This window comes from Bacillus sp. FJAT-28004, assembly GCF_001280845.1.
GTDB lineage: Bacteria > Bacillota > Bacilli > Paenibacillales > Paenibacillaceae > Pristimantibacillus.
Window position 1 is genome coordinate 1159104 of record NZ_LGHP01000001.1, and the last position, 26252, is coordinate 1185355.

Consider the following 26252-nt stretch of genomic DNA (forward strand, 5'->3'; position numbering starts at 1 on the left):
TGGCTCATGCCTCATTTGGTGAGTAACACGCCAATAACATATGATTGATTGATTAAATCGATAAAATGATGTTAAACACCATTCATTTGAATATTAACATCATAAGAATGTAAAACGCTTTCGTCAAGAGGGTATTCACTTGAAAAATATCACTTTCATCATTTTCAATAGCCGTCAGTGGAGTGACCAAGCTCCTCAGATAGCTCCATTCCTTCGTTTGCCGGCGTTGTGCCTACATGTTTAGTGCTATTGCCAAGCTGCTCTGCTTTCTTCAGTCCCTCTTTCACACGTTTGCCATAATCGGGGTCAGCTTCTGTAAAATGGTGAATCATTTGATCACGAATAACAGTGCTGCATGTGCTGAGTGCATCTACCAAGTTATCGATGAGCTCGCCTTGCTCCCAGTCTTCGAATTTTCGATAGGTTTCTCCGGCTTGCTTGAAATTGTTTTGGCGGTCAATGGGTTGTTTTACTAGTTTTGCGGAATAGGAAGGCTCATGCGGCTCTCCCGATCTTGGTGCTTCCGTTAATCCACCCATTGTAGACGGTTCATAATTGACATGCGGGTTTTGGCCTGGGGCAATATCGATATAAAAAGCCATTTGACCGTCACGCTGATTGGTGGCAACTCTTTTCTTCGGCGCGTTGATCGGCAATTGGAGGTAGTTGGATCCGACGCGGTAACGCTGTGTATCTGAATAGGAAAAGGTGCGCCCCTGCAGCATTTTATCGTCTGAAAAATCAAGACCATCGACTAATACGCCAGTTCCGAATGCTGCTTGTTCAACTTCTGCAAAGTAATTTTCCGGGTTTTTGTTCAAAACCATCTTCCCAACCGGCAGCATCGGGAATAAATCAGGATCCCATAGCTTAGTATCGTCTAGCGGGTCGAAATCGAGTTCTTCGTGCTCGTCATCAGTCATCCACTGTACTTGTAGTTCCCATGCTGGAAACTCGCCGCGCTCGATTGCTTCATACAAATCCTGGGTTCCATGATTGAAGTTTTTGCCTTGGATTTGCTCTGCTTCACTTTGTGTGAGGTTGCGAATGCCTTGTAGCGGCTCCCAATGATATTTAACGAGTACACCTTCTCCTGCGGCATTAATCCATTTGTATGTATTGACTCCGGAGCCCTGCATTTGTCTGTAATTTGCAGGAATTCCCCAAGGAGAGAACAAAAATGTAATCATATGAGTAGCTTCAGGCGATTGTGAAACAAAATCAAAAAATCGCTCCATACTTTGTACATTTGTGACGGGATCGGGCTTGAACGCGTGGACCATATCAGGAAACTTCATAGCGTCCCGAATGAAAAATATTTTCAAATTGTTGCCGACAAGATCCCAGTTTCCATCTTCTGTATAGAACTTCGTTGCGAATCCGCGTGGATCTCGTAGTGTTTCTGGTGAATGGCTTCCGTGAATAACGCTGGAAAAACGGACGAATACGGGTGTACGCTTGCCGGGCTCCTGAAATAGCTTGGCTCTCGTATACTTTGCAATAGGCTCGTCGCCAAGCTTGCCGTATGCCTCGAAATAACCGTGAGCACCTGCGCCGCGGCCATGAACTACACGTTCTGGTATACGTTCTCTGTCAAAATGTGAAATCTTCTCGATAAAATGGTAGTTCTCCAGTGTCGATGGACCACGATTGCCGATGGTACGAATATTTTGATTATCTGAGATGGGGTGACCTTGCCGATTGGTTAATGTCGGATCAGGTGTCTCATTAGTCGTCATGATGATTGCATCCTCCAATTTATTGAAATTGATATTTCTGGTGTGTAGTTTAAGTCATACAAGTTTTTATTATTCATATAATAGATATAGTGACGAAATGCTGCTTTTTGCTCGAAAATCGTGAAGATTATGGTATGATAGAACCATATTTGTACATTAAATGATGCGTTTACGTGCGAATTTAATATTCTTTTACAAATCGAGCAGGGGGATCATATGTTAAAATTTAGTCTTTTAATATTTTTCTTTTGGTTGTTTGGCAACCCGTTTATAGCTATTTTGGTTATGATTCTCCTGCTATATGCGCTTGATCGTCGATTTGTTGGGTTAACGCCAAGCCTATTTAAACCGCTAAAGCGAATTTCAAGAATAAAAAAATTGAAACAGCAAATTGATCGTTCGCCAAATGATGTGTCCTCCAAACATGAACTAGCCCGTCTTTTAATGGAGAGAAAGAAGTATAAAGATGCTTTGACCTGGCTTGTCCCAATGCAGCATATGCTTGAGGAATCAGCTGAATTCTGGGATGACTTAGGGACCAGTTATTTAAATAGCGGGGATGAGATAAACGGCGTATCAAGCATACTTAGAGGGCTGGAACTTAATCCGCGTGTCAAATATGGCGCTCCTTACTTGTGCCTTGCAGCTCATTTCTCAAATGGTCACACGGAGCAAGCACTCTCGTACATACAATCGTTTCAATCGATAAATTCCTCATCTTGCGAGGCATATGATCAACTTACTACGATATATAAGAAGCTGGGAAATGCAGATGCAGCCAAGCGGTCTATCGAGGAAGGACTTCGTATTTACCGCATGCTTCCACGTTATAAGAAGCGGCAGGAACGCAAATGGGCCGTACGATTATTTTTTAAGAAATGGACGGTTTAGCCCAGATTGAAATAAGCGTGATTTGATTAATATCCATGTATTTGTAATCATTTGTTAGTGATTGTTATATTGTTGTTTAGATTCGGATGATACATAATGGAAGCTATAATAAATAGAAGGGCAAGATGCTTGAGATGCAACGCAACATTTGGCTTGTGGCGATTAGTGTTATCGTCGTTTTAGTATTAATAAATAACACGGCTTATTATTTTCTTACCAAAAAAACACTGGAAGACTCCTTTAATGAAGAACTCCTAACGCATGCCAAACGGCTGGAGATGTCACTCGAGCAATCTCGCGAAGGATCAGAACAGTTTCAGAATCAAATTGGACGTGAATTGCGCGCAGCTTCGATTGCGATTCAATATGCTCTTGATCCCGATGTCGAGAAGGTAACGACGGAGCAGCTGATGGAGCTTCGCGATAAGCTGGATCTAAGCCATATTACGCTTCTCAGAAAACTGCCTGATGACATTGTTTTATACAAATCGTCCAATGCAAAGCAGACTAATATCAGTACAAAGGAATGGAAGCCATGGTATGAAGTGTTCAACCAGTTATTCGAGAACAAGAATGCTTCTGTGAACTGGCTTGGACAATCCCTTCCGAACTTCTGGAGTGGACCGTACGAGGTATCCGCGACCAATGTAGACAAGATTAATAAATGGGGCTACTATTACGACGGAGCAACAAATTATATTATCGATCCCTATGTGGATTATGAACGGCAAGAAAAGTATGAGGATGCGACAGGTGTTCATCGCATGATTGAGAATTCAATTCAAAACAGCGATTCATTGCTCGAAATTGCTTTTATTAATCCCGAGACGTTTCCAGATGGGAAAAATACAATAAATCCTCAGGGCGAGGTTCAAGGCCATAAAGTGCAGGAACCGATCTTTTACGGATCGTACGATATCAAATCAAAGCAGGATACGAAGTTGGTTCACAAAGCATACTTCTCCAAGAAAGCTGTCACCTTAAGGGAAAATATCGGCGGCAAAGAAATTTTCAAAATGTATATTCCGGTTTTTGTTAATGAGCATGGCATTAATATTACTGATCGCGACGGACAGCCTATGAATAGCTACGTATTGATGATGACTTCTGATTATCATATTATTCAAGACAAGCTGGACTCCCAATTTTTGAATTTAGGCATTATCATTCTAATCGTTACCTTTTTCAGCTTGCTGATGGCCGTATTTGCGATGAGGTACTTCAGGCATTCTCGTGATAAGGTCGTTCGTGTTACACAAGAAACCTATGTGGACGAGATCAATCAAATGTTCCACTCCATTAGAGCACAAAGGCATGATTTCTTGAATCATGTACAGACCATTCATTCACTAGCAGAGCTTAACAAATCGCATGAGCTCGTTGCTTATACGAAGGAACTGACCGGCGATATTCGAATGATGAACGATATTATCAACATTGGTAATCCGGCTATAGCGGCTTTGGTTCGTTCCAAAATTTCACAAGCGGAGAGCAACAAAATTCAATTCAGCTGCTCCTTTACCGGGTTGAACATGCAGGAAATGGGCGTTAGAACTCTTGATGTAAATCGTATGCTTGGCAATTTGATCGATAATGCTTTTGATGAGGTTATGAAATACTCAGATGATCGACGCCATGTTACGCTTATCGGCAAACAGACGGCAGATATGCTTGAATTTACGGTAGCGAATACCTGTGAAAATGCAGGACAAGCGATTTCCAATCCTATTTTTGAAGCGGGTTTTTCCACTAAGCAGCAGGATCATCAAGGTTTAGGGCTATCTATTGTAAAAACAATCGCAAAGCAATACAAAGGTGATGTTTACGTGGCTGCGGAGCCAGCTGGGAAATTGACATTTACTGTAAAAATGCCATTATAATAAGGAATGACGCCTTGCCGAACGCTGCTTTTCGTCGGTAGGGCTTTTTTTATGTCTTTCTTTATTTCAATTGCGATCGTAATCGAGCTTTTACCGTCAAATGATGGCACCAGCCTTATTGGCTTGGTATAATAGTAAGAATGCAAGTGAACGGAAAGGAAGCGGGTGAATGTCTATGATGCACCTCAATGAAAAGCTGCACGCGCTAATTGAGCAACAACTGAACGTCCATGTCGAGACGACGATTATGAAGCGGGGCTGGCATTATTACATGGAAGGTAAAGTGAACAGCGCTAATGAAGGAAGCCATGATCATTTGTATGGCGTCGTGCAAGGATCGGATCTTTATGCGGTCATCCTTGATGCTGGTCAGTTGCGTTATAGCTCATGTACTTGTCCCTATACAGGATTTTGCAAGCATATGGCTGCCGTTTATTTTCAATACTGCAGTCAGCAAGAGGGCGGACACACGCTGGCGGAGCGTTCTTATTTTCGCTTGTTAGGACTGTCGTCTGCGAGTGCGCTGCTAAAAAATACACAGGCTGCACCACCGCCACCCGAAACAGCACCTGTCTTGCTTCGTGATCCAGGTGAACAAGCGACTGCTGAGGAGTGGCTGGAATGGATGGAAGCGACACATGGCGATGTGTGGCGGAAATGCCGACATTCTCTCCATGCGCTTCAACCGTTATTGTCCTCATTAAAGGGGCTGGCTAAGGATTGGGAGAAAAGGATGCAGCGTTTGCATTGGTCTACAGCAATCATCTTTGTGCTGGAGCAAGCAGAGCGAGCCATCAATACGGTTGACTCGTTCAGTAGATATTATCATGAAATGTCGTTCATCCGGATGGCTGAGCCATGGGTGGAGCATTTATATACACTCGTATCCGAACTAACTCCTGAAGCGATGGAGCTGCGGGAAGAAGCATGGGCGGATGCTTTAATCGCTCGAGTGAAAGTATGGGCATCGAGCACGGAAAAGCAGCTCTTTGACTGGGAGTATATCTATTTAGTTTTATGCGAGAAGCTTTCAGAGAGCCGCAGCTGGTTTGAACGTGAACTAGCCTCGATGGTTGAGTTGTCGCAGAATGCAGAAGTCGAAGACGTCAATAAGGCATTTCTTCATACCGCCATTGGAATCATGTACTTTTTTGACAAGAAGGATGAGCAGGCGATTGCACATTTTGCATTAACAAGCTTCGAGCGCTCTCAGAAAGTCATGTATCCTTGCGCCGCACAGCGGATGGAAGAAGGAAAATGGGAGCTTGTAGATCAGTGGATGAGCTTCTTATTCGAGCGGATCAATCAATCGAAAAATGGCCGTTCGGTTGGACCGTTCGTTACATTATGCCGAAGAGCTGATCTTGACCGTCCTGAAATGCCGATATGGACCGATTATATGAAGCAATTGCTGCCCCATTCTTATTCAGAATTATCTGATCATTGGCTCGATCAGAAGCGTTATGACGAATGGGCTGATTTACAGATGCTTATAGGTTCTAGTCCTGAGGACGTCGGAGCCCATGCGCTGCGAGAAATTGCTAAGCTTGCGCCTCGCGCGCTCATGCCCATGTATCATCAATCGGTTGAATCGTCCATCCAATCACGGAATCGTCAAGGCTACCGAATTGCGGTCAAGCAGCTCAAGAAACTAGAGCGGTTATATAAAGCTGATAAAGATGAAGCGAGATGGGATCAATTTATTTCTGGACTTGTAAGTAAGCATCAGCGTTTGCGAGCATTTCAGGAAGAGCTGTGGAAAGGGAAAATAGTTACATGAGAACTTACATTGGCGCGCGCAAGTTGACGATAGACGGATTTTGGAACGAAGAAGAGGGTACGTCCATTTGGTTAAGCGCTGTCGATCGGAAGGATTCCGCAGATGGCAAGCTGCGATCCTTATTATTCGCATGGCACAAGGCATCTTGGTATGGGGCGGATGTGGAGGAAGTCAGTGTTGGTGAGCGTAAGATGCTGAGAGTTCCTCCGCTCCTTGCTGTTGATTATTTATCCTCGCCGCAGCATGTTCGCCTGCTTCAAGTAGAGTGGACGGAGCGTTTGGCGATCTTGATGCAAATGGCCGAGCAAATAAGAATGGCTCTTCTTAATGGTTGGTTTATGCCCGATTGGGAGCGTTGGACCGAAGAGAAGCGAAGCTGGAGAATGGCTATTCCAGAGCAGGATTTTGAACGCAATCAGGAATGGAAAGAAATCGTTGAAGCAGCTAATCGGAACGGTGATCAAGGAATTGAGCAATGGATTAGCGGAGCTATTGAGCAAATGATTGAAGAAAACGAGCAGGCTGCACAAGCTTGGAGAGGAATTGGCAATGCTTCTGGAGAAGCGGTGCTGCGAAGAAAAGCTGCCGATGAGGAAGATTGGCTCATTGCAATCGGGCTTAGGAAGGATGTCCTTCCATTCCGAATTGCGCTTCAGCTCGTGGAGCCGCAGGAATCTTCCATTTGGAGACTTCGTCCCGCACTGCAAAATCGTGATGGAGGACCGTGGCTGCCTATCCGTATGAATGATAGTGAGGATGGCTGGGAAGCGGATACGGATAATGAGCAAATGATTCCGCCTGAATGGATGCCTCTTCTAGACGGAAAGCTGACTAAAGAGCAGCAGAAATGGACGAATGCTCTTCCAGAGCTGACGGACGCGAAAGATGATAGCAAGCTAAGATACACCTTGTCAGATAATGAAGCGTGGAAATTTCTTGAGCATGCAAGCGTTCAACTACTGGAGGCGGGTTGTCCAGTCTTATTGCCTGGCTGGTGGGAAGCTGTGCGAAATCGTAAGCTTCGTTTGAAGGCGAAGATGAAATCATCGGTAGGTTCTGCGGCCCAGCCCATGTTTGGACTTGATCAAATCGTTCAATTTGATTGGAAGCTGGCACTCGGCGATGTCAATTTGACCGAAGCAGAGTTTCTACAGCTCGCGGAGCAAAACCGTCGTCTCTTCAACATTGGCGGCGAATGGGTTCATTTGGATCCGCAGGATGTGACGCAAATTAAACAATGGCTAAAGCGGATGGGAAAACGCAAAGGTCTTTCTTTCCGTGACGTGCTGGAAATGCATTTAAGAGGCGGCATTCCGCTGGATGACAGCGGAGAGCTGGACTCGGCTATGGAAACGGAAGTTGAGCTGAATGATCATTTAACGTCTTGGCTCACGCAGCTGCAGCAAATTAAGCAAATTCCACTCGCGGAAATTCCATCGTCGTTTTTAGGGGAGCTTCGGCCTTACCAACATGAAGGTGTATCGTGGCTGCTGTTTCTTAGGAAATTTGGGCTTGGCGGTGTGCTCGCAGATGATATGGGACTCGGCAAAACGATTCAGTTCATGGCTTACCTTGTTTATATTAAGGAGAAGAAGCTTCAGTCTGGAGGTCCCTCGCTGCTGATTTGCCCAACATCAGTCATAGGCAACTGGGAGAAGGAGCTTGAGCGTTTTGCTCCTTCACTTAATGTCATGCTGCATTATGGCAATAAGCGTGAAAAGGGTGAACAATTCCGTGATTCCGTGTCAGGGGCGGATTTGGTCATCACCTCTTACTCACTGGCACAGCTGGATGAAGAGGATCTGTGTTTGGTTGATTGGGATGCCCTTTGCCTTGACGAAGCGCAAAATATTAAAAATGTGTATACAAAACAGTCTACCGCGATAAGGAGACTGCCATCAGGACATCGCCTGGCACTGACAGGCACACCGATGGAAAATCGGTTGACCGAACTATGGTCGATCTATGATTTTATTAACCCAGGTTATCTTGGCAATATGAACGAGTTCCGCAAGGAGGTCGTCACACCGATTGAGAAAACACGGGATGAGAAGCTTATTGCCGGCCTTCAGAGCTGGGTTAAACCATTCATGCTGCGTAGAATTAAGAAGGATCCTTCTATTCAGCTGTCTTTGCCGGATAAAAATGAAACGAAGCTATATATGACGTTAACAGCTGAACAAGGCGCGATGTATGAAAATTTAGTGGCAGATCTTCTTGAAAACTTGGATAAACTTGGCCCAATGCAGCGCAGAGGTCTCATTCTTGCAGCTTTAACTAAGCTAAAGCAATTATGTGATCATCCTTCACTGCTTAATAATGAGGATAACGTGGCATTATGGGAAGTAGAGCGTTCGAATAAAGTAGCAAGGCTGCTTGAGATGTGTGAGGAAATAGCCGCTGAAGGAGAACGCTGCCTTATCTTTACCCAGTATATCGATATGGGTCATCAACTGAAGCAGCTGCTTGAGGAGAGAATAGGCTTGCCGGTGCCTTATTTGCATGGCGGTGTGCCCAAGGTGAAACGGGATCAAATGATCGAACAGTTCCAGAATACAGAAGAACCGTGTTCTGCATTTGTGCTTTCGCTGAAGGCGGGTGGAACGGGACTTAATCTGACCGCTGCAAACCATGTGTTCCACTTTGACCGTTGGTGGAATCCAGCCGTAGAGAATCAAGCGACCGACCGAGCTTTCCGGATCGGACAGACGAAGAAGGTTCATGTGCATAAATTCATCACACTCGGAACGCTTGAAGAGAAAATCGACGAGATGATAGAGCGGAAACAGTCGCTTAACGATCAAGTAGTCGGTCAATCGGAGCAGTGGATTACGGAAATGTCTACCGAAGATCTTAGGGAGCTTTTTGCATTACGAAAAGGCTGGTTAAAGGGATGAGGGATATAATTGTCGGATGGCAGTTTACGTGCAAAACAAGAAAAATTGCAGCTTGAGGGCCGGAAAACGAATAGTGAAGTTAAAACTTCACATACTGAAGAAGGTAAAATAGCCGAAAATAATCAAACTGAAGGTTCTATTCCAGAGTGGCAGCGATTTTATGAGGTTATCAGAGGGATAACGAGCGATATGCGTTACTAAAACGTTAGATTATTTTACATAGCCCGTCGGGAAAAATAACCCGGCGGGCTATAAGATTTTATCCCTCCTTTCAAAAATGAGAGAATTGTCTCCCTAACTCATCGTTTTTTTGACCTCCTTTCTTCTGAGTCTTCAGGACTATAATAAAGGTGCGAGGCAAACAAGCAACACCATAAACGAGGAGGTCTTCCCATTGAAAAAGAGATCTACACTAATTGCTACTACGTTTCTTTCCCTTATGATTGTCGCATCGGCGTGCGGCGGTAACAATGCTGGTAAAGGAAATGAAGGCGCTGCAACAAATGCACCAACTAACGCAGCAACTGATGCACCAGCAACTGATGCACCAGTAGAAGCAAAGGATGTAACGTTGTCCCTTCGCCACACTCAAATTAAAGAAACAAGCAAAACTCGTTTGAAAATTCTTGAAGATGTAGTTGCAAAAACACAAGACGAAAATAAAGGTCTTACTTTCAAGCTTGAAGGTATTGACGAAATCGTTAACCGCGATCAAAAGCTGAAAGCAGAAATGGCTGCTGGAAACCCTCCTGATATTTTCGAAGTATTCGGTGGAGCAGACCTTAACCTATATGTAAAAGCGAACCGCATGCTTGACTTGACTCCAATCATTGCAGAACTTGGTCTTACAGACAAATTTGCAAGCTTAGACGAGTTCACTGTAGATGGCAAAGTATATGGCCTTCCTTTCGGCGGTTATAGTGAAGCGATTTTCTACAACAAGAAAATTTTCTCTGAACTTGGTATAGAAATCCCTACAACTTGGACGCAATTGGTTGAAATCTCCGAGAAAATCAAAACTGCTGGATACACACCACTCGGTTTGGCTGCTAAAGACGGCTGGGTAAACGGTATGCTTTGGAACACAGTTATGGAGCGTAACGTGGGTATCCAAGCATTCAGCGATGTTGTTGCTGGTACAGCGAAATGGACTGATCCTAACTTCGTTAAAGGTCTAACTTCTTATGCTGAGCTTGTAAACAAAGATTTCTTCACTAAAGGTGCTCTAGGTCTTGCTTACGCAGATCAAGGCGCGCAATTGCTTTCTGGTAAAGCAGCAATGGTATTCACAGGAACTTGGGATGCTAACCGCTTCTCAGGCGACGAAGCAGGCGACCTTAAAGGTCAAATCGGTTACTTCGGCTTCCCGTCAATCGAAGGCGGCGCTGGCGACCAAACTTCAATCAACGCATCATACTCAAATGGCTTTGGTTTCTCTGCTACTCTAAATGAAGATCAAATTGCAGCAGTTAAGAAATTTATCGCTAACTTCTATTCCGAAGAGGTTCAAAAACGTACGCTTGTAGAAGACAAATTGCTTCCTTCTTTGAAACTTAGCGATCTATCTGGCGTTGACCCGCTTACAACTGAAATCTTGACGGTTATGGCTAACGCTTCCAGCTCATGGAAAGCTTATGATGCAATCGTTCAACCTGCAGTAGGCGCTGACATTAATGTTGGTATTCAAGAGCTTATCGGTAAAGTAAGCACACCAGAAAAAGTAGCTGCAAAAATTCAAGCATCGCAAGATAAAGCGAACGCAGCTAAGTAATCGCAACACATTACATTCGATCCTGCTATGCAAGAGGGTGTGCTTCCTTCCTGGAGGGCACCCTCTTTTAACGCTAGGACAAAAGGAGGACACTATGAACAGAGCGCTCAAAAATCCGATTACTTACGTGGCGTTCATTATTCCGACGCTTGCTTTATATGCTTTGTTCTTCGTTTATCCCGTTATCGTATCTTTTTTTTACGGTTTCTTTCGTTGGGATGGTATTACGGAGAAGGTGTTCATTGGATTTGATAACTTTACGAGATTGTGGCAGGATGAAATTTTTAGAAAAGCACTTTTAAACAATTTTTATTTCATGGCGTTTTCCCTAATCGTGAACATTCCGCTCGTCTTCTTGATTTCAATCATTATTAGTAAAGTGAGACGGATGCGTGACTTTTACAAATCGGCCGTATTTGTGCCGGTTGTTATATCGACAGCTACTGTAGCTATTTTGTTTGGCGTTTTGTACAACTATGATTCAGGAATGATCAATCAATTTATTCGTCTTGTCGCACCAGAAAGCTGGGCGCGCGAATGGTTGTCCGATCCAAAACTTGCGATGCTCTCTATTCTCATTGCGAATGCATGGCAAAATATCGGCTTCTTCATAGTACTGTGTTTGGCAGCAATTCTAAACATTCCGAAAGAAATTATTGAGGCTTCTAAGCTGGATGGCGTTAACGGCTGGCAAGAAACATGGTTAATTACATTGCCGCTCGTAAGACCAATCCTATTTGTAATGCTGCTTCTTTCTGTTTCGGGAACGATGAAGGTGCTTGATATCGTACAAATTATGACGAACGGCGGTCCATTCCAATCCACAGAAGTTATGGCGACTTATATGCTTAAAGTTGGCTTCCGCTCTCTTGAGCTTGGATATGGCAGCGCGATCGGTGTTGCGATGTTTATTATTATTTTGATTCTCACGGGTATTTTACAGCGGATTACAAAAAGCGAGGAGGTGCAGTACTAATGGAACGTTCCCGAAGCTCGCAATGGTGGATGCATACATTTTTAATAGGGTATGTTGCAGTAGTCCTCTTCCCTCTGTTATGGTTATTCATGTCATCATTCAAAACGAACCGAGAAATTACAGTTAATACATGGTCTTTTCCAACTAGCTTTAACTTCGATAACTATATCGCTGCTTGGGAAACGGCTAATATTGGTAAATATGCACTGAATAGTACAATTGTAACCGTTGCAGCTTGTGTATTGACGCTCCTTTTTGCAGCGATGACCTCGTTTGCGATTGCCAGGATGAAATACACCAAGCTGAATAAAGCCGTTTATAATTTCATTTTGCTCGGCCTAATCGTCCCAGCTGGTGCTTTGTTTATCCCCTTGTACCGTTTAATTCAAAAGATCGAATTGTTTGGTCAGCCATTATATGATACGCATTGGTCATTAATTTTGGTATACACCACATATGCTTTGCCGATAACCGTATTTATTATCTATGCCTTTATGTTATCGATCCCAAATGAGCTGGAGGAAGCTGGAATTATGGACGGGCTAGGCGCAAGCGGTCTGTTCTTCAAAATTATTATTCCGATTTCTATGCCGGCACTCGTTACGGTTTTTATATTAAATTTCATTGGCAATTGGAACGAATATATTTTGTCCCAACTATTTATAACATCTGAATCACTCAAAACACTCCCGACGGGTATGGCAACCTTTAATGATGGATACCGCACAAACTTTGCATCGCTATCTGCTGCGGTAATTATAAGCATTATTCCGGTACTCGTTGTGTATGTATTCTTGCAGCGTCAAATTATTGAAGGTATGACAGCAGGTAGTGTGAAGGGTTAAGAGAGAAGGAGCCTCCTAGATGAACTTGAGACCGAAATTGATGCTTGCTTTCATATTTCTGATCGTCATTCCGATGATTGGCCTCGGCATATTCTCATTCATTAACTCAGAGACGCTGCTTGAGAAAAAGTATAGCGAGCAAACGGAAATTTCGCTCAGGGCTGTAGGAGGCAATATTCATTATTTCTTTCGAGAGCTCGATCAGCTATCCGACGGTAATTTAACGAGCACAGAGGTTCAGGAAACGCTGAAATACAGTTCGTATAATTCTAATGATGCGGGTACGCTTATTCAAGTTAACCAAGCGGAAAAAGAAATGAAACGTATTTTGTTCCAACATCCAGCGGTCAGCTTCGTGGTGCTGTATGCCAAGGATGGAACGATGTTTCGCTCCTATCGCAATGACCCGACGACGTTCAAGCCGATCACCTTCGATATGCTGAAGCAGCATTCCGTCTATAAGGAGGTAATGCAACTTGGCGGACGTCCGCTTTGGATTGGACCTTATGAACAGCGCGAGCTGACAGGTGTCGAACCGCCCTTATTTACACAAATTCGAGTCGTCAAAGACATCGAGTCATTTAATGATCTGGGCGTAATGATTACACAGTATAAAACAGAAGAAATATCGAGCATGCTCAAAACCTTTCAAAACCCGCAATCCGATGCGGCCGAAACCAGATATCTCATTGTCAATAAAGCAGGGCTTATCATGCTCGACAGCAAAAAAATGATGGATGGTCATAATATAAATGAACAGACCGATTCATTGCCGCAGCACACGAATAACTACAGCAGCTCGCGAGAAAAGTTTGAAGGCATCGACAGTCTCGTTTCTTCCTATCAATTGGATCGAAATGGTTGGATACTCGTGTCCATAAAACCTTGGGATTCGCTTACCAACGAAAATGTTCGGTTTGTCCAATGGATTGGTATGATTACGGTGCTCGGATTGTTATCGGCGGTGTTGTTCAACGTCTTTTTTGTAAATCGAGTAGCGAAAACCATTATTAAGGTTGTTCGTAAAATGAGACTAGTAGAGCAGGGTTTGCTCGACATTCGTGTAACCGCTCAGGGCAAGGATGAAACCGTTCTATTAGCCAATAGCTTTAATAGTATGGTGGAGCGAATAGGCAATTTGCTCAGTGAGGTGCGCAGAGAGCAGGCACGCAAGCAGCATGCGGAAATGATGCTGATGCAGGCTCAGATTAAGCCGCATTTTCTATTTAATACACTTGAATCGATTAATGCGCTTGCAGCACAAAATGAAGGCGCAAAAATTATGCTAATGGTACGCAGATTAAGCAATTTGCTGCGCACTAGCATGCATCAATCCGAAGAAATAAGGATAAGCCAAGAAATCGAGCATGTTCGCAGTTATTTAGAAATTCAAAAATACCGCTTCGAGGAGCTTTTCTCATATGAATTGAATGTCCCGGCAGAAGCACTTGATTTCTCGATTCTAAAGCTTACGCTTCAACCGCTCGTAGAGAACAGCATTCAGCACGGGTTTGATGGTTATGAGGACGGACAAGGCATGATATCGATCGATGTTATTGCTGAGCCCCACCAAATCGTCATTATGGTTCGTGACAACGGATTAGGCATGAGTTCCAATGTGCTTAATAAGCTATCTGCAGAGTCAGACCCTCAAAGCAAGCATACTGATGCTGTGCAGATGGGTGAAAGAAGAGGACTAGGGTTACGAAATGTTGCAGATCGCATGCGTATACATTACGGTCCTGCGTTCGGTTTGTGGATATGTAGTCAAGAGGGCAGCGGAACCGTTATTCGCTGTGTAATTCCGAAGAGCAGAGGTGATCAGCTATGACGGGTAAAGTACTTCTAGTTGACGATGAGGCACATATTACGAGGAATTTAGAAAAAGTTATTCCCTGGGAAATGCTTGGACTTACCGTTGGAGGCACAGCCAAAAATGGCGTTGAAGCGTTAGAACTTATGGAGCAGCAAACCTTTGATTTATTGTTATGCGACATTCGGATGCCGGTCATGGACGGTTTGGAACTAGTACGGCATATCCGTGACAAAGCGATGCCCTGCGATATTATTATGCTGTCGGGTTATCAGGATTTCGCTTATACGCGAACAGCGATTCAATTTGGCGTCAATGATTATGTGTTAAAGCCGATACCTTATGATGAATTGACTGGCGTCATTGCTAGGGTTATGTCTACTCAGCGCAGCAAGCAGAAGCAGCAGCAGGAAGAGAAGCAAAAGCTGGGCCGGATGATCGATCTCGCAAGCGAGAAGATTTTGTACGATATTATTATGGATTATACCGATGTTACTGCAGACAATTGGCTTTTGACCGGAGACGAACAGCAGCTTAAGCAGCAGCAGTTCGTCTTAATTGTGCTTGATCTTGATGTAAGCTCGGAGAAAACGAAGGATTGGCGCGACTGGTCCGACAAAGAAAGAAAGCTGTGGAACTTTGCTGTATGTAACGTACTACGTGAGAAGCTGCAGCAAAATGGGCTGCATCATGCGGTCATTCAAATTCGTGATGGTGAATGGTGTGTACTCATCGAAACGGAGAAAACGGCTGAATTTGATATTGCTTTCATTAAAAGCTGGGCAGAAATGCTGTTGTTTGCAATCAAAAGTCATGTAAAACTGAATTTATTTGCGGGCATCTATCATAAGTTTGCGGCGGTTGCTGAACTTTCTCAAGCCTATAAGCAGGTCCAACAAGGGATGCAGCTTACACCTATTCATGACATTATCGCCATTTATCCATCTGCTCAGCAAAAGTCATCACAAGCGGATCAAGCGTTTTGGGATACAGCTGAGAAAATAATTGGAGCAGTTAAGCGCGGAGATACGTTAAGCGTAGATAGCGAGCTTCAAAGCATAACACTGCTCTTGCAGCGAATGAATGAACCCTCATTGGATCGTGTAAAACCATTGCTTCATTTCTTTGTTCTGCATCTCATGCGTGAGATGAAAGAAATGGGCGTCTTCACTCGCGAGCAGGAGGATATGCTCTGGCGCAGATTGGATCGTCGCTTTGGCATTAAGGATTTATTATCAGTTATTCGTCAGGTTACGAATACGGTATCGGAGAAATCTATGGATAAGAAAAAGCAGTCGGAACGTTCAATGGCTGAAGCGAAAGCCTTTTTGGATCGCAATCTTTATCGTGATCTAAGTGTAGAGGAAACGGCAACCTATGTTGGTTTAAGTACCTCATATTTTAGTTTGTTGTTCAAGCAGACGTTCGGAGAAACATTCATAGAATACGTAACAAGGCAACGGATGGAACGGGCGAAGGCGATGCTTGGGGATTCACTGAAGAGCGTTGCCCAAATCGCGAAGGAAGTCGGGTATGCGGAGCGGCGCTATTTTACAAAAGTATTTATGAAATATACGGGTGAGAATCCTACCGATTACCGCAGCAGACGGCAAGAGGGCGGACCAGATAACGAGGCTTTGATTGAGCCATCGCAATAAGGTTGATGAGTGAAGGGATGGGGAAGAAATTGACGACAAAACGTGAGTGGCAAAACTGGAGCTTGAAGAAGAAGGTGGGTCAACTATTTGTATTTGGTTTTCATGGTTTCGAGCCAACAGAGCAAATCAAGCAATTAATAGAAGCGAACGGCATTGGCGGAACGATCTATTTTTCTCGCAATGTGAAGGATGCCAAGCAGGTGCATAAGCTTAGCGGCGAGCTTCAAAGCATAGCAAAAAAAGCGGGCAATCCGCCTTTATTCGTAGCCATCGATCAAGAGGGCGGCATGGTTGCACGTTTGGTAGACGGCGTAACACTTATGCCGGGGAACATGGCTCTTGGTGCGACTGGCGATGCGGAGAGCGCTAGAGAGACAGCATTCGTATGCGGTGAAGAGCTTCGCCAATTGGGCGTTACGATGAATTATGCACCTTGTATTGACGTGAACAACAATCCAGATAATCCTGTTATCAATGTTCGTTCATATAGCGACCGCTCTGATGTCGTTGCTGAGTTTGGCGCAGCGGCTGTAGCGGGATATCAATCCGCAAGAGTTGCTGCGACAGTTAAGCATTTTCCAGGGCATGGCGATACGGCGGTTGATTCCCATCATGCGCTGCCCATATTGCTCCATGGCCGCGAGCGTTTAGATGCGATTGAGTTAAAGCCGTTCCGGGCTGCAATTGAAGCGGGTACGGATTGCATTATGACGGCTCATGTTTGCTTGTCGGCGCTTGATCCATCAGGAGTACCTTCAACTTTGTCTGAACCTGTCATCACAGGATTGCTTCGCAATGAGCTTGGTTATGATGGCATTGTTGTAACGGATTGCTTAGAGATGGATGCGATTGATAAAAACTATGGTCCGGAGCAGGGTGCCATTAAAGCGCTGCAAGCAGGAGCCGACATGGTGCTGATCAGCCATACGTTTGAGAAACAATGGGCTGCACTGGAAGCCGTTGTGCTTGCTGTTGAGAATGGTGAGCTTGCAGAAGCACGCGTTGACGAGGCACTAAACCGGATTATGACGCTTAAGGAGAAGCTCGAGCTTGATGTGCCTTTGCTGCCGTGGGCACAAGTTGAATGGGAAATTGGCACAGAAGTGAATAGAGCAGTCGCGATCAGATGGAGCGAGGCTTCAGTAACATTAGTTAAAGATGAAGGCCCTTTGCTGCCTTTAAGCCGCGATGAAAACACGCTTGTGTTGTGGCCAAAAATCGTACCTGTATCAGTCGCTGACGAAATGCTATCTGGAGATGGCTCATTAGGCCATTTCTTAGGAGAGTATGGTGCTAATATCGTCGAGCGTCAAATGGATGATGACAATCCACTCGCTGATTTGGAGACATTCTCACAAATCATCATCGTAACTTACGACGCTTCTAAGCATGCTGTGGAGCGGGATATTGCACGCGAGGTTGTAAGACTAGCTCCGGAGCGTACGGTTGCTGTATCGGTTCGCAACCCGCTTGATTTATTGCTGTACCCGGAAGTGAAAACCTATTTGGCAGTCTATGAGTGCCGTCCACTCGCGCTCGCTGCAGCGGCGAGAGTATTGTTAGGCGATCTTAAGCCAGTAGGCAAGCTGCCGTTAGAAATATCGGCCGCGTACCCGTTTGGCTGGAGTGCAGCTGTTGATAATTAATTGAGAAGTAATGAAAAGTTGGGCCGTGAGTTATATCTCGCGGCCTTTTTCTATAGAAAACTAATTCTGGAAGGGCAGTAAGGATGCTCCGCCTACTCTGCGCTGCAGAAGCTGCAATAGAAACCTGACATGGAACCCGAAAACTGAGGCTGCATTGCAGAAATGCAATAGAATCCGCCTATAGTAAAGCTAACTCGTTGAAAATGGTGATTTCTGCTGCATAAACTGCAACGTAGCTGAATACGCGACTTACTAATGTAGGTTCTATTGCACAAAGTGCAATGTAGGAGGTGGATGCTGCTTTACGTCAGCATGAGAGATTACTGGCCAATCAAATTGGAATAGGTTAAATCATGCAATATATACGCAAGAAAAAAAACGACGCAAGGATTCTCATACCGATGCTGAACCTTCACAAGCTGGTTATAATAAGTGTCTGCGTAATGAGGATTATTTCGCATCTCAAGGCTTGCTTTGATTAATGCATCCAGCTTGTCCGAAATATCGACCAGCTCGCCATTCTCATCTGCTGACTTACTATTTACGATGAATTCGGTCATATCCTCATGAAAGAACGATGGAAGCTTGTTAATCATGAACTGTGCGGTTTCTTTCTCGTATTGCTCAAATGCATGTTTAATATCTGGATTATTGTGCTTGAAATTTGATACGACATCACCTGATAAAGCCTCAGGTAAGTCATGAAGGGTAGCTTTGGCGAGCAGCTTATACAGATCAATATTTTTGTTGCCGAAACGCTCGATTTCAAGCAGCCCATTAAATAAAGCAAGCGAAGCGACTCGGAATGAATGCGTCGCGTCATTGTCGGGTACGAGGTTATAGCTGCCGTTCCATCTTTTTACGGTATCGAGATTCATAATGTATTGAATAAATTCATAGAAGCCTTCTTGTTTATCGTATTCGTCGAGCAGCCAGTGTATGGAGTGGAGCTCCGTACCCCGGAGTACTTGTTCGAGTTCATTATGTTTGGCATGAAAAAATGGGTTTGTGTCATAACGTGATTCTCGGTGACAATACAAATAGGCATCCAGCGTGTCGATGGCATCAACCAATCGCCCAATATGTGAATCATCTTGAGCATTAACGATATAATCGAAAGCTTGAGCTTGTAACGATTTGGAGAGGTAGGAAACAATTTCTTTACTGAGTTCCATCTCAAAGTCTCGGATATGATTCATGACGAGCGATTCTTTTTTGGTGACATGCTTAATGGAGCCAGTACCGGTATTTTTGAGATCGCCCCATAAGCATCTACCTAAAAGCTTTAGTTTGTCTAACGGTTGGTTGAATATTTTTTCCTCTATAATTCCGATCATAATAGACAAAGCGGCGCATCTAAAGCTATGAGCGGAAGCGTTGTCCTCGAATCGTGGAGCATACTCGCTCCATCTAGGCACATATTGCATACGAATGATCGTATTGGTGAATTTACCGTTTTTCATAAATCGGGCTCCTTTTTTGTCGAAGTTCAAGAGTTTCCGTTCATGTGCGGAGTGTCTATGTTATTATATAGCTTATGTACAAAATCGACTAGAAGAGGTAAATGAGGGAAAGATCATGCGTGAATGGGGTTTAGCTTTTAATCAGCAATTTGAGAAATGGATGTTCATCATTATTCCAGGATCGTTGATACTTGGTTTTCTGTTTGCATCTCAGCTTCAACCTTTTATTGAAATGGTCCCATACTTATTTGCTTATGTAACGCTAACGATGGCCATTGGCTGCGGCTTAGGACAATTGCGAGAGGTATTGAAACGGCCTGGCATTATGGGGCTGACCTTCTTAATCGCTCATATAGTATCCCCGTTAGCAGCCTATGGACTTGGCGCACTCGCATTCGGTGCGGATTCCCCCTATGTGGTAGGCCTCGTCTTGTTTACCCTTATACCAATCGGAGTGTCTACCGTACTTTGGGTTGGGATGTCCGGCGGCAGCGTTCCGCTTATGCTTGCCATGGTCGTGCTGGACTCTGCACTTAGTCCACTGGTTGTGCCAGCAGGCATCCATCTGTTTTTTGACTCAGCAGTTGAAGTGAAGGCAGGGCCAATTATTGTTGATTTACTCGTAATTATTGTACTTCCTACTATTATTGGCGTAGCTCTCAATCAAATGAGCCGAGGACGCATTCAAAGCATCGTGCATCCCTATACGTCGCCGCTTTCTAAGTTTTGCTTCGTGGGCGTCGTCTCATTAAATGCATCGGCTATCGCGCCTCATTTGGGCGAGCTGAAACAGGACATGCTGCTGCTCGTTCCGATTGTCGTGCTGCTGGTAAGTGCATGTTACGCCTTCGGCTACATAGGAACGGCACCGCTGCGTAAACGCGAGCAGCAGGTGACCGTGTCGTATGCGACAGGCATGCGCAACATTTCTCTCGGCATCGTGCTGGCACTCGGCTATTTTAGTCCGCTAGCTGCTGTACCTGTTGTGCTATCCATTCTTATTCAGCAGCCCCTAGCCACAGTGTTTCATTACGTTTTACAAAAACTTAATAATAACAAGGGTAGCGAAAGTACAGTGACGCATGTACGATAAACGATGTGTGAATGATTAAACATAGGGAGTGAACTTAGATGAACAGCTTTCGCACTAGGCTGACGCTCATCATGATTGCGATGATCGCATTATCGGTCAGTGCAGCAGGATTATTTATGGTGAAAACGTTCAAAGAAAACCATATAAACGCGCTTGAAGACAATATGGTTCGCGAGATGCAGATCATTTCGGCAAAAATGAATTGGAAATCAGGCGAAATTTCTTCCTTATTTGACTATTATTCGGATGAGGCGAAAGAGCTGCAGCGCTATACTGGTGCTCGTGTAACGTTTATTCGCAATGACGGCGTCGTGTTAGGTGATTCAAATGTAGATCCGAGGGATATGGATAACCATCTTAACCGTACAGAAATTAAGGAAGCGTTGGCTTCAGGAACTGGAAGATCGATTCGGGCTAGTGAAACGGTTAAACAAAATATGATTTATGTCGCTATTCCTGTAGAAGTAGTGCCCGATCAAGCACCAGATGTCATTCGTTTAGCGATGAGTTTGAAGGAAGTGGATGAAAGCATACGTCAATTGACGATGATGCTGTTCTTAGGGTTGCTGGTACTTTTCCTATTTGCCGCATTTATAAGCTACCGGCTTGCGCTCGGACTGACGAGACCGCTGGAGCAAATTACGAAGGTTGCCAAGCGCATCAAAAACATGGATTACCTGGCAAGGGTGAAAGTAACGAAACAAGATGAAATTGGTGAGCTAGGAAATGCCATTAATGCGATGGCGGACAGCTTGCAAATTCAAATGACACGTATCCAGCAAAATGAGAATCAGCTCGAGAGCGTTCTCGATAATATGATTAACGGAATCGTAATGATTGACCTTAATGGAAAAATCGTACTTATGAACAGGCGTGCGGAGGAAGTGCTCGGCTTCTCAGCCCGTGAACTGGTCGGACGTCATTACGCGGAAGCGAAGCAGCAGTATGAGTTATCGAAAATGATACAGGAGGGCCTTAAGAACAAACAGCATCTGCGAGAGGAAATTACGTTTTACTTTCCGGAGGAGAGGCTGCTTGAGCTTAATCTAGTGCCGATTCATCCGGAGGGGAATGATTTCTCAGGCGTACTGCTCGTACTGCAGGACGTTTCGGCCATTCGCAGACTGGAGAGGATGCGCAGTGAATTTGTCGCAAACGTCTCCCATGAGCTGAAAACGCCGATTACCGCAGTAAAAGGTTTTGCCGAGACTCTGCTTGGCGGCGCGGTTAACGACGAAGAAACTGCACGTTCGTTTCTGCAAATCATATTCGATGAGTCCGATCGGCTTAACCGCTTAATCGGAGATATATTGGAGCTGTCCAAAATCGAGTCGCGCCGCGTACCACTCATATTCTCTCCAGTGGAAGTAGATACATTCGTCCACAAATCAATCAAGCTTATGGAATCGGAGGCTGCTCGCAAAAGCATTGAGCTTAGCATGAACATCGAGCCAGGACTTTATGTCGAAGCCGATGAGGACCGATTGCGTCAAATTATAATGAACTTGTTATCGAACGGCATCAACTATACCCCTGAAGGCGGCCGCGTTTCCTTGAAGGTTGAAGGTATCGGTGATGATCATATTCGCATCCAGATTAGCGATTCCGGCATCGGCATTCCGAAGAAGGACTTGCCGCGTATATTTGAACGGTTTTATCGTGTAGACAAAGCGCGTTCGCGCAGCTCAGGCGGCACGGGGCTTGGCTTATCGATTGTAAAGCATCTCATTGAGCTTCATAAAGGAACAATCACGGTAACGAGTGATGTTGGTGTAGGATCAACGTTTACGATCGAGCTGCCTGTCCTGCAATAGAAAAAAGATTTACCTATTCTTCATGAATCCATGATAAACTAAAGCTAAACGTTCTAAATATGCGGATGCGGCGTCTTTGACGCCGCCATTCGCCAGGTTGGAGGTAACATGTCGCATAAAGTGCTCGTCATTGAAGATGAACCGACATTAGCAAGGCTTCTGTCGTACAATTTAACCCAAGAGGGCTATGAAACGACCGTTATCGATCATGGCGGTGAAGGCTTGCAAACCGCTTTGCAGCGTAGTTTCGATTTGGTCATCCTCGATATCATGCTACCAGGCATGAACGGTTTTGAAATATTAAACCGTCTTCGCCAAAACGGCGTAAGAACACCGGTCATTATTTTAACAGCTCGCAATGCTGAGGAAGAGGTAGTGCAAGGACTGAAGCATGGTGCTGACGATTATATTACGAAGCCGTTTGGCGTTGCAGAGCTTCTGGCACGCGTCTCAGCGGTGCTTCGTCGGACACAGCTTGATGACAGCAAGCCAATTGAGTCATCTGAGAAAGTCATTACAGCTGGTGATTTGTCTATCTATCCCGAGAAATATGAGGTCATCTTAAACGGCGATACGATTCCGCTTAGACCGAAGGAATTCGAGGTTCTGCTTTATTTAGTACAGCGTCCAGGCATGGTTATTACACGGGACGATCTTATGAATGTCGTATGGGGCTTCGATTATATCGGTGGTCAGCGTACGGTTGATGTTCATGTGAGTTCATTGCGGAAGAAGCTGGAGCTCGGTCAACAATCTGTCCAAATCGAATCCATCCGTGGTGTAGGTTATAAGCTCGTTATGCCAAAAAAGCTCGTTACCCCGAAATTATAGGGTGGACGAGCTTTTTCTAATAACTATTGCCGATTCAGCACGAGCATTTTACGCTGGAATTGCTTAGGCGAGCAGTCGTTGTATTTTTTAAACATTTTATAGAAATGTGCCATATTCGGCATCCCGATTCGCTCGCCAACCTCCGAAATGCTCAAATCCTTCGTTAGTAATATTCGCTCTGCCCACTTCACCTTGCGATAATTCACATATTCCGTAAATGAAAGACCGATCGTTTTCTTGAAATATTTTACGAAATAGTAATAGCTCATATTCGCGATCTTACAAACCTCTTCGACTTGAATACGATCCGTCAAATGATTCTCGATATAATCGAGCACCGGCTTAAGGCGGATGCGTTCAAAGTTATCTTGCTCAATTAGTACCTTACGGCTGTCGTTGCGGAGCAAGAGCAGCAAGATTTGCTTGACTAGAACGCTGACTGCAAGCTCATAGCCGGTTTCCTTATGAGTCGTCTCGTGCAATAGCTGATGAATGTAAGAGGCAGCTTGCTGCTTTGCCGTATTGTTCTCTTGGAAAATGTAATTCGCTTTACTGAGTGGCGTTTGGGTCTCAGAAAAATAACGCATATATGGAATCGTGCTTTGATCAAAAAACGGTTCCAGATCGAATTGAAGCACAATATAATCGAGCGAGTTATGGCTGCGATCGGAGTGCAGCTCGGAAGCTCCGATGAGAAGGATGTCGCCAGAAGTCAGGTGGAAGTTTTCTTCATCCACGTAAACGTCCAGCTCACCCTCAAGAATGAGCAGCACCTCAACCTGTTTATGATAATGCCAGTTTGTGTAACCGTCCAGACTGCGAATGGGGCGAAAAACGCGCAGCGACAGCAACGGGTTTTCGTATGCGACTTTTTCATTTATAGCTTCCAAATCTAATGTTACCCCCTTGGCGCTGCATGACAATAACCTTATTGTAGTGAATGCTTTCACCATTAGCAATAAGGAGGCAGCATAAATGATGCGCTTTTGCTCATTTATCGTTAAAATAGAGATCACATAGCAAGTACGTGGAACGAATAGCAGAGAGGGCTGGACGACATATGGAACGGGATTCGTTAAAGGATTTTGGGATGGACAATATACTGCTGCTCGACCGAATGAATGAGCTGGATGAGTTAGATGTATTATATCCGTTTGCGCTGGATGAGCTGCTATGCAGAAGAACAGGGCAGGGAGGTCCGGCAATCTGTCATATATGGCGCCACCCAAGAGCTTTTGTCATGGGACTGCGCGACAGTCGATTGCCAGGAGCTGCCGATGCCGAAATGTCTCTTCAATCAGAAGGATGGTCAACTGCAGTACGCAATTCAGGAGGAGCTGCGGTTCCGCTTGATTTGGGGGTCATTAATATATCACTGATTATGCCGAAAAAAGCAGTGGACTCTTTTCATTTTCATGATGATTTTGAAAAAATGTATGGGTTGATTCGTCTTGCGCTTAAGGAGACAGGCTGTCAGGTAGATAAAGGGGAAATCAAAGGTGCTTATTGTCCAGGCGAGTTTGATTTGAGCATAAACGGATTTAAGTTCTGCGGTATCGCTCAGCGCAGGCAGACGCATGCTTTTATTGTACAAGCATTTATCGTTGCCGATGGATCTGGTCAGGAGCGGGCTCGCTTCGTTCGATCCTTCTACGATAAAGCAGCAATGGGGGAGAGCAAAAACGATTATCCGCTTGTGGCTGCTGAAAGCACGGCTAGTTTGGAGCAATTGACGCCACTCGGTGCAGGGGCCGGAGAAGCTTTTGTCAATGCAGTTAAACGAATCATTGCTTCGCGACAGACGGAAGCGGGTATGAGCGAAGCAGAGTCGAAGCTTGAAATGCCGACGAAGGAGCAAATTTTGGGAATGGCAGATATATTGCGCACTAGGTATGCCATTCAATCACAATAAATGCATTAACGTTCAGTTTTTCGGATGATCTGATTGACGACCTCCGAGAATATGAGTCCAATTGCAATGGCTCCCGAAAGCATGAAGGCTTTTACGGCTAGCTGTACAGCAATATCATAGTTATCTTCCACGACGTTTCTCATCGCATCATAGGCGAGTCCTCCAGGAACTAAAGGGATGATGCCGGATACGCTAAAGACGATAATGGGAGTTTTGTATAGCTTTGAAAACAATTGACTGATTACGGTTACGATAAAAGCAGCGATTAACGTCGCAGGTATCGTATCTAGCGACATCTCTGTGCAAGATATATAGATGAACCAGCCTATCATGCCAACAACGCCGCAGTGCGCAAGCGTTCGCTTCGGTACGTTGAAGATGAGACCGAAGGCTGCTGAAGCGATGAAGCTAGTTATTAACTGTTCCAATATCGCCAACGTCATACACCTCCGAATTGTTCGATTAATAAAACGAGAGCACCGCGGCTATGCCCGCGCCCACAGCGAATGCGGTGAGAAAAGCTTCCGCTCCCTTCGAAAGCCCTGATACGAGATGGCCCGCCATCAGGTCTCTGACTGCTGCTGTAATATGTAAGCCAGGTACGAGAGGCATAACGGAGCCAATGATGATTTTATCGAGGTCATAACCATATCCATTATGTACAAACAGCACGGACAAGGAACCGATCAGCAAAGCCGTTAAAAACTCGGAAAAAAATTTGATCGGCACGATCCTGTGCAGCTTAACCAAAAAACCGAAGCTGATGCCACTGATGAGCACGACAGGAATGAAGTCGCTCCAGCTGCCTTGGAACATGATGAGGAAGCAGCCGCTCGCTATAGCAGCTGCTACGATCTTCATCCAGACAGGATAAACGAAAGCATTTGTGTCTATTTCTTGCAAAAGCCGGTGTGCTTCGCCAGCAGCGAGTGTGCCCGTACTAATTTTTCTGGAAATATCGTTTACTAACGATACTTTAAGCAAATTCGTTGAACGCTCGGAAATTCGAATGAGCTTCGTCATTTGGGACGAACCGTCAATGGCAAAAATAATACCGGTCGGCGTGACGAAGCTATGGGAGTTCTCTATGCCGTAGGCAGCTGCAATTCGGGACATCGTATCCTCGACACGATAGGTCTCGCCGCCGTTTTGCAAAATGATTTTACCGGCCAATAAGCAAATTTGTGTAATCTCGTGACTATTGATAATGCTCTTATCCATTGTGGCCTGCCTCCCCATTCCG

Annotated in this window: 20 protein-coding genes; 15 read left to right on the forward strand and 5 right to left on the reverse strand. The window is 44.8% G+C overall.

Features of this window, described 5'->3' with window-relative positions; genetic code table 11:
* Window positions 1-164: 164 nt before the first annotated feature.
* Complete coding sequence (locus AC787_RS04785) at window positions 165-1739, reverse strand: catalase (RefSeq protein WP_054023733.1); 1575 nt, start codon at window positions 1737-1739, stop codon at window positions 165-167.
* Between the two features lie 216 nt (window positions 1740-1955).
* Between AC787_RS04785 and AC787_RS04790 the strand changes: the two genes are divergently transcribed.
* From AC787_RS04790 to AC787_RS04840, 11 genes are all read left to right on the forward strand, one after another.
* Window positions 1956-2630 carry a tetratricopeptide repeat protein gene (locus tag AC787_RS04790; protein ID WP_054023734.1) on the forward strand — a complete coding sequence of 225 codons (675 nt, stop codon included), beginning with the start codon at window positions 1956-1958 and terminating at the stop codon, window positions 2628-2630.
* A 125-nt stretch (window positions 2631-2755) separates the two neighbouring features.
* A complete protein-coding gene (locus AC787_RS04795) occupies window positions 2756-4510 on the forward strand; it encodes a sensor histidine kinase (protein ID WP_235560903.1) in 1755 nt (584 codons plus the stop codon).
* A gap of 169 nt (window positions 4511-4679) precedes the next feature.
* The gene (locus AC787_RS04800; RefSeq protein ID WP_054023735.1) at window positions 4680-6290 is read left to right on the forward strand and encodes an SWIM zinc finger family protein; all 1611 of its coding nucleotides are present in this window, start codon (window positions 4680-4682) and stop codon (window positions 6288-6290) included.
* Window positions 6287-9187, forward strand: a complete 2901-nt coding sequence (locus AC787_RS04805; protein ID WP_054023736.1) for a DEAD/DEAH box helicase — start codon at window positions 6287-6289, stop codon at window positions 9185-9187. The genes AC787_RS04800 and AC787_RS04805 overlap by 4 nt, the downstream gene beginning before the upstream one ends.
* A gap of 9 nt (window positions 9188-9196) precedes the next feature.
* Complete coding sequence (locus AC787_RS04810; protein WP_054023737.1) at window positions 9197-9388, forward strand: hypothetical protein; 192 nt, start codon at window positions 9197-9199, stop codon at window positions 9386-9388.
* Window positions 9389-9581: 193 nt separating this feature from the next.
* Window positions 9582-10958: an extracellular solute-binding protein gene (locus AC787_RS04815; RefSeq protein WP_054023738.1), complete on the forward strand. Its 1377-nt coding sequence runs from the start codon at window positions 9582-9584 to the stop codon at window positions 10956-10958.
* A 94-nt stretch (window positions 10959-11052) separates the two neighbouring features.
* The gene (locus AC787_RS04820; protein ID WP_054023739.1) at window positions 11053-11934 is read left to right on the forward strand and encodes a carbohydrate ABC transporter permease; all 882 of its coding nucleotides are present in this window, start codon (window positions 11053-11055) and stop codon (window positions 11932-11934) included.
* Window positions 11934-12779, forward strand: a complete 846-nt coding sequence (locus AC787_RS04825; protein WP_063847487.1) for a carbohydrate ABC transporter permease — start codon at window positions 11934-11936, stop codon at window positions 12777-12779. Before AC787_RS04820 ends, AC787_RS04825 begins: the two co-directional genes overlap by 1 nt.
* Before the next feature lie 19 nt (window positions 12780-12798).
* On the forward strand, window positions 12799-14610 hold the full coding sequence (locus tag AC787_RS04830; RefSeq protein ID WP_054023740.1) for a sensor histidine kinase: 1812 nt from the start codon (window positions 12799-12801) through the stop codon (window positions 14608-14610).
* Window positions 14607-16250, forward strand: coding sequence for a response regulator (locus AC787_RS04835; protein WP_054023741.1), 1644 nt, complete (start codon window positions 14607-14609; stop codon window positions 16248-16250). The genes AC787_RS04830 and AC787_RS04835 overlap by 4 nt, the downstream gene beginning before the upstream one ends.
* Before the next feature lie 29 nt (window positions 16251-16279).
* On the forward strand, window positions 16280-17896 hold the full coding sequence (locus AC787_RS04840) for a glycoside hydrolase family 3 protein (protein ID WP_235560904.1): 1617 nt from the start codon (window positions 16280-16282) through the stop codon (window positions 17894-17896).
* Between the two features lie 320 nt (window positions 17897-18216).
* On the opposite strand, the gene AC787_RS04845 is transcribed toward AC787_RS04840, so the two are convergent.
* Window positions 18217-19359 carry a YfbR-like 5'-deoxynucleotidase gene (locus tag AC787_RS04845; protein ID WP_054023743.1) on the reverse strand — a complete coding sequence of 381 codons (1143 nt, stop codon included), beginning with the start codon at window positions 19357-19359 and terminating at the stop codon, window positions 18217-18219.
* A 115-nt stretch (window positions 19360-19474) separates the two neighbouring features.
* Here AC787_RS04845 and AC787_RS04850 point away from each other — a divergent pair, with 115 nt between their 5' ends.
* The 3 genes from AC787_RS04850 (at window position 19475) to AC787_RS04860 (ending at window position 23097) form a co-directional block, all read left to right on the forward strand.
* Entirely contained in the window at window positions 19475-20452 is a 978-nt protein-coding gene (locus tag AC787_RS04850; protein WP_054023744.1) for a bile acid:sodium symporter family protein, read from the forward strand.
* 38 nt (window positions 20453-20490) lie between these two features.
* Window positions 20491-22266, forward strand: a complete 1776-nt coding sequence (gene pnpS, locus AC787_RS04855) for a two-component system histidine kinase PnpS (RefSeq protein ID WP_054023745.1) — start codon at window positions 20491-20493, stop codon at window positions 22264-22266.
* Window positions 22267-22374: 108 nt separating this feature from the next.
* A complete protein-coding gene (locus tag AC787_RS04860; RefSeq protein ID WP_054023746.1) occupies window positions 22375-23097 on the forward strand; it encodes a response regulator transcription factor in 723 nt (240 codons plus the stop codon).
* A 23-nt stretch (window positions 23098-23120) separates the two neighbouring features.
* Here AC787_RS04860 and AC787_RS04865 read toward each other — a convergent pair whose 3' ends face one another.
* Window positions 23121-23987, reverse strand: a complete 867-nt coding sequence (locus AC787_RS04865; protein WP_054023747.1) for an AraC family transcriptional regulator — start codon at window positions 23985-23987, stop codon at window positions 23121-23123.
* A 170-nt stretch (window positions 23988-24157) separates the two neighbouring features.
* Here AC787_RS04865 and AC787_RS04870 point away from each other — a divergent pair, with 170 nt between their 5' ends.
* A complete protein-coding gene (locus AC787_RS04870; RefSeq protein ID WP_054023748.1) occupies window positions 24158-25009 on the forward strand; it encodes a biotin/lipoate A/B protein ligase family protein in 852 nt (283 codons plus the stop codon).
* A 5-nt stretch (window positions 25010-25014) separates the two neighbouring features.
* Here the strand turns inward: AC787_RS04870 and AC787_RS04875 are convergent, their stop codons facing one another.
* On the reverse strand, window positions 25015-25452 hold the full coding sequence (locus AC787_RS04875) for a threonine/serine exporter family protein (RefSeq protein WP_054023749.1): 438 nt from the start codon (window positions 25450-25452) through the stop codon (window positions 25015-25017).
* 19 nt (window positions 25453-25471) lie between these two features.
* A complete protein-coding gene (locus tag AC787_RS04880; protein WP_054023750.1) occupies window positions 25472-26230 on the reverse strand; it encodes a threonine/serine exporter family protein in 759 nt (252 codons plus the stop codon).
* Window positions 26231-26252: the final 22 nt, after the last annotated feature.

What these genes read in the sequence shown, in the direction of transcription:
- AC787_RS04785 (WP_054023733.1), bottom strand. Translation starts at nt 1,739, where the DNA reads ATGACGACTAATGAGACACCTGATCCGACATTAACCAATCGGCAAGGT.
- AC787_RS04790 (WP_054023734.1), top strand. Translation starts at nt 1,956, where the DNA reads ATGTTAAAATTTAGTCTTTTAATATTTTTCTTTTGGTTGTTTGGCAAC.
- AC787_RS04795 (WP_235560903.1), top strand. Translation starts at nt 2,756, where the DNA reads ATGCTTGAGATGCAACGCAACATTTGGCTTGTGGCGATTAGTGTTATC.
- AC787_RS04800 (WP_054023735.1), top strand. Translation starts at nt 4,680, where the DNA reads ATGTCTATGATGCACCTCAATGAAAAGCTGCACGCGCTAATTGAGCAA.
- AC787_RS04805 (WP_054023736.1), top strand. Translation starts at nt 6,287, where the DNA reads ATGAGAACTTACATTGGCGCGCGCAAGTTGACGATAGACGGATTTTGG.
- AC787_RS04820 (WP_054023739.1), top strand. Translation starts at nt 11,053, where the DNA reads ATGAACAGAGCGCTCAAAAATCCGATTACTTACGTGGCGTTCATTATT.
- AC787_RS04825 (WP_063847487.1), top strand. Translation starts at nt 11,934, where the DNA reads ATGGAACGTTCCCGAAGCTCGCAATGGTGGATGCATACATTTTTAATA.
- AC787_RS04830 (WP_054023740.1), top strand. Translation starts at nt 12,799, where the DNA reads ATGAACTTGAGACCGAAATTGATGCTTGCTTTCATATTTCTGATCGTC.
- AC787_RS04835 (WP_054023741.1), top strand. Translation starts at nt 14,607, where the DNA reads ATGACGGGTAAAGTACTTCTAGTTGACGATGAGGCACATATTACGAGG.
- AC787_RS04845 (WP_054023743.1), bottom strand. Translation starts at nt 19,359, where the DNA reads ATGAAAAACGGTAAATTCACCAATACGATCATTCGTATGCAATATGTG.
- AC787_RS04850 (WP_054023744.1), top strand. Translation starts at nt 19,475, where the DNA reads ATGCGTGAATGGGGTTTAGCTTTTAATCAGCAATTTGAGAAATGGATG.
- pnpS (WP_054023745.1), top strand. Translation starts at nt 20,491, where the DNA reads ATGAACAGCTTTCGCACTAGGCTGACGCTCATCATGATTGCGATGATC.
- AC787_RS04860 (WP_054023746.1), top strand. Translation starts at nt 22,375, where the DNA reads ATGTCGCATAAAGTGCTCGTCATTGAAGATGAACCGACATTAGCAAGG.
- AC787_RS04870 (WP_054023748.1), top strand. Translation starts at nt 24,158, where the DNA reads ATGGAACGGGATTCGTTAAAGGATTTTGGGATGGACAATATACTGCTG.
- AC787_RS04875 (WP_054023749.1), bottom strand. Translation starts at nt 25,452, where the DNA reads ATGACGTTGGCGATATTGGAACAGTTAATAACTAGCTTCATCGCTTCA.
- AC787_RS04880 (WP_054023750.1), bottom strand. Translation starts at nt 26,230, where the DNA reads ATGGATAAGAGCATTATCAATAGTCACGAGATTACACAAATTTGCTTA.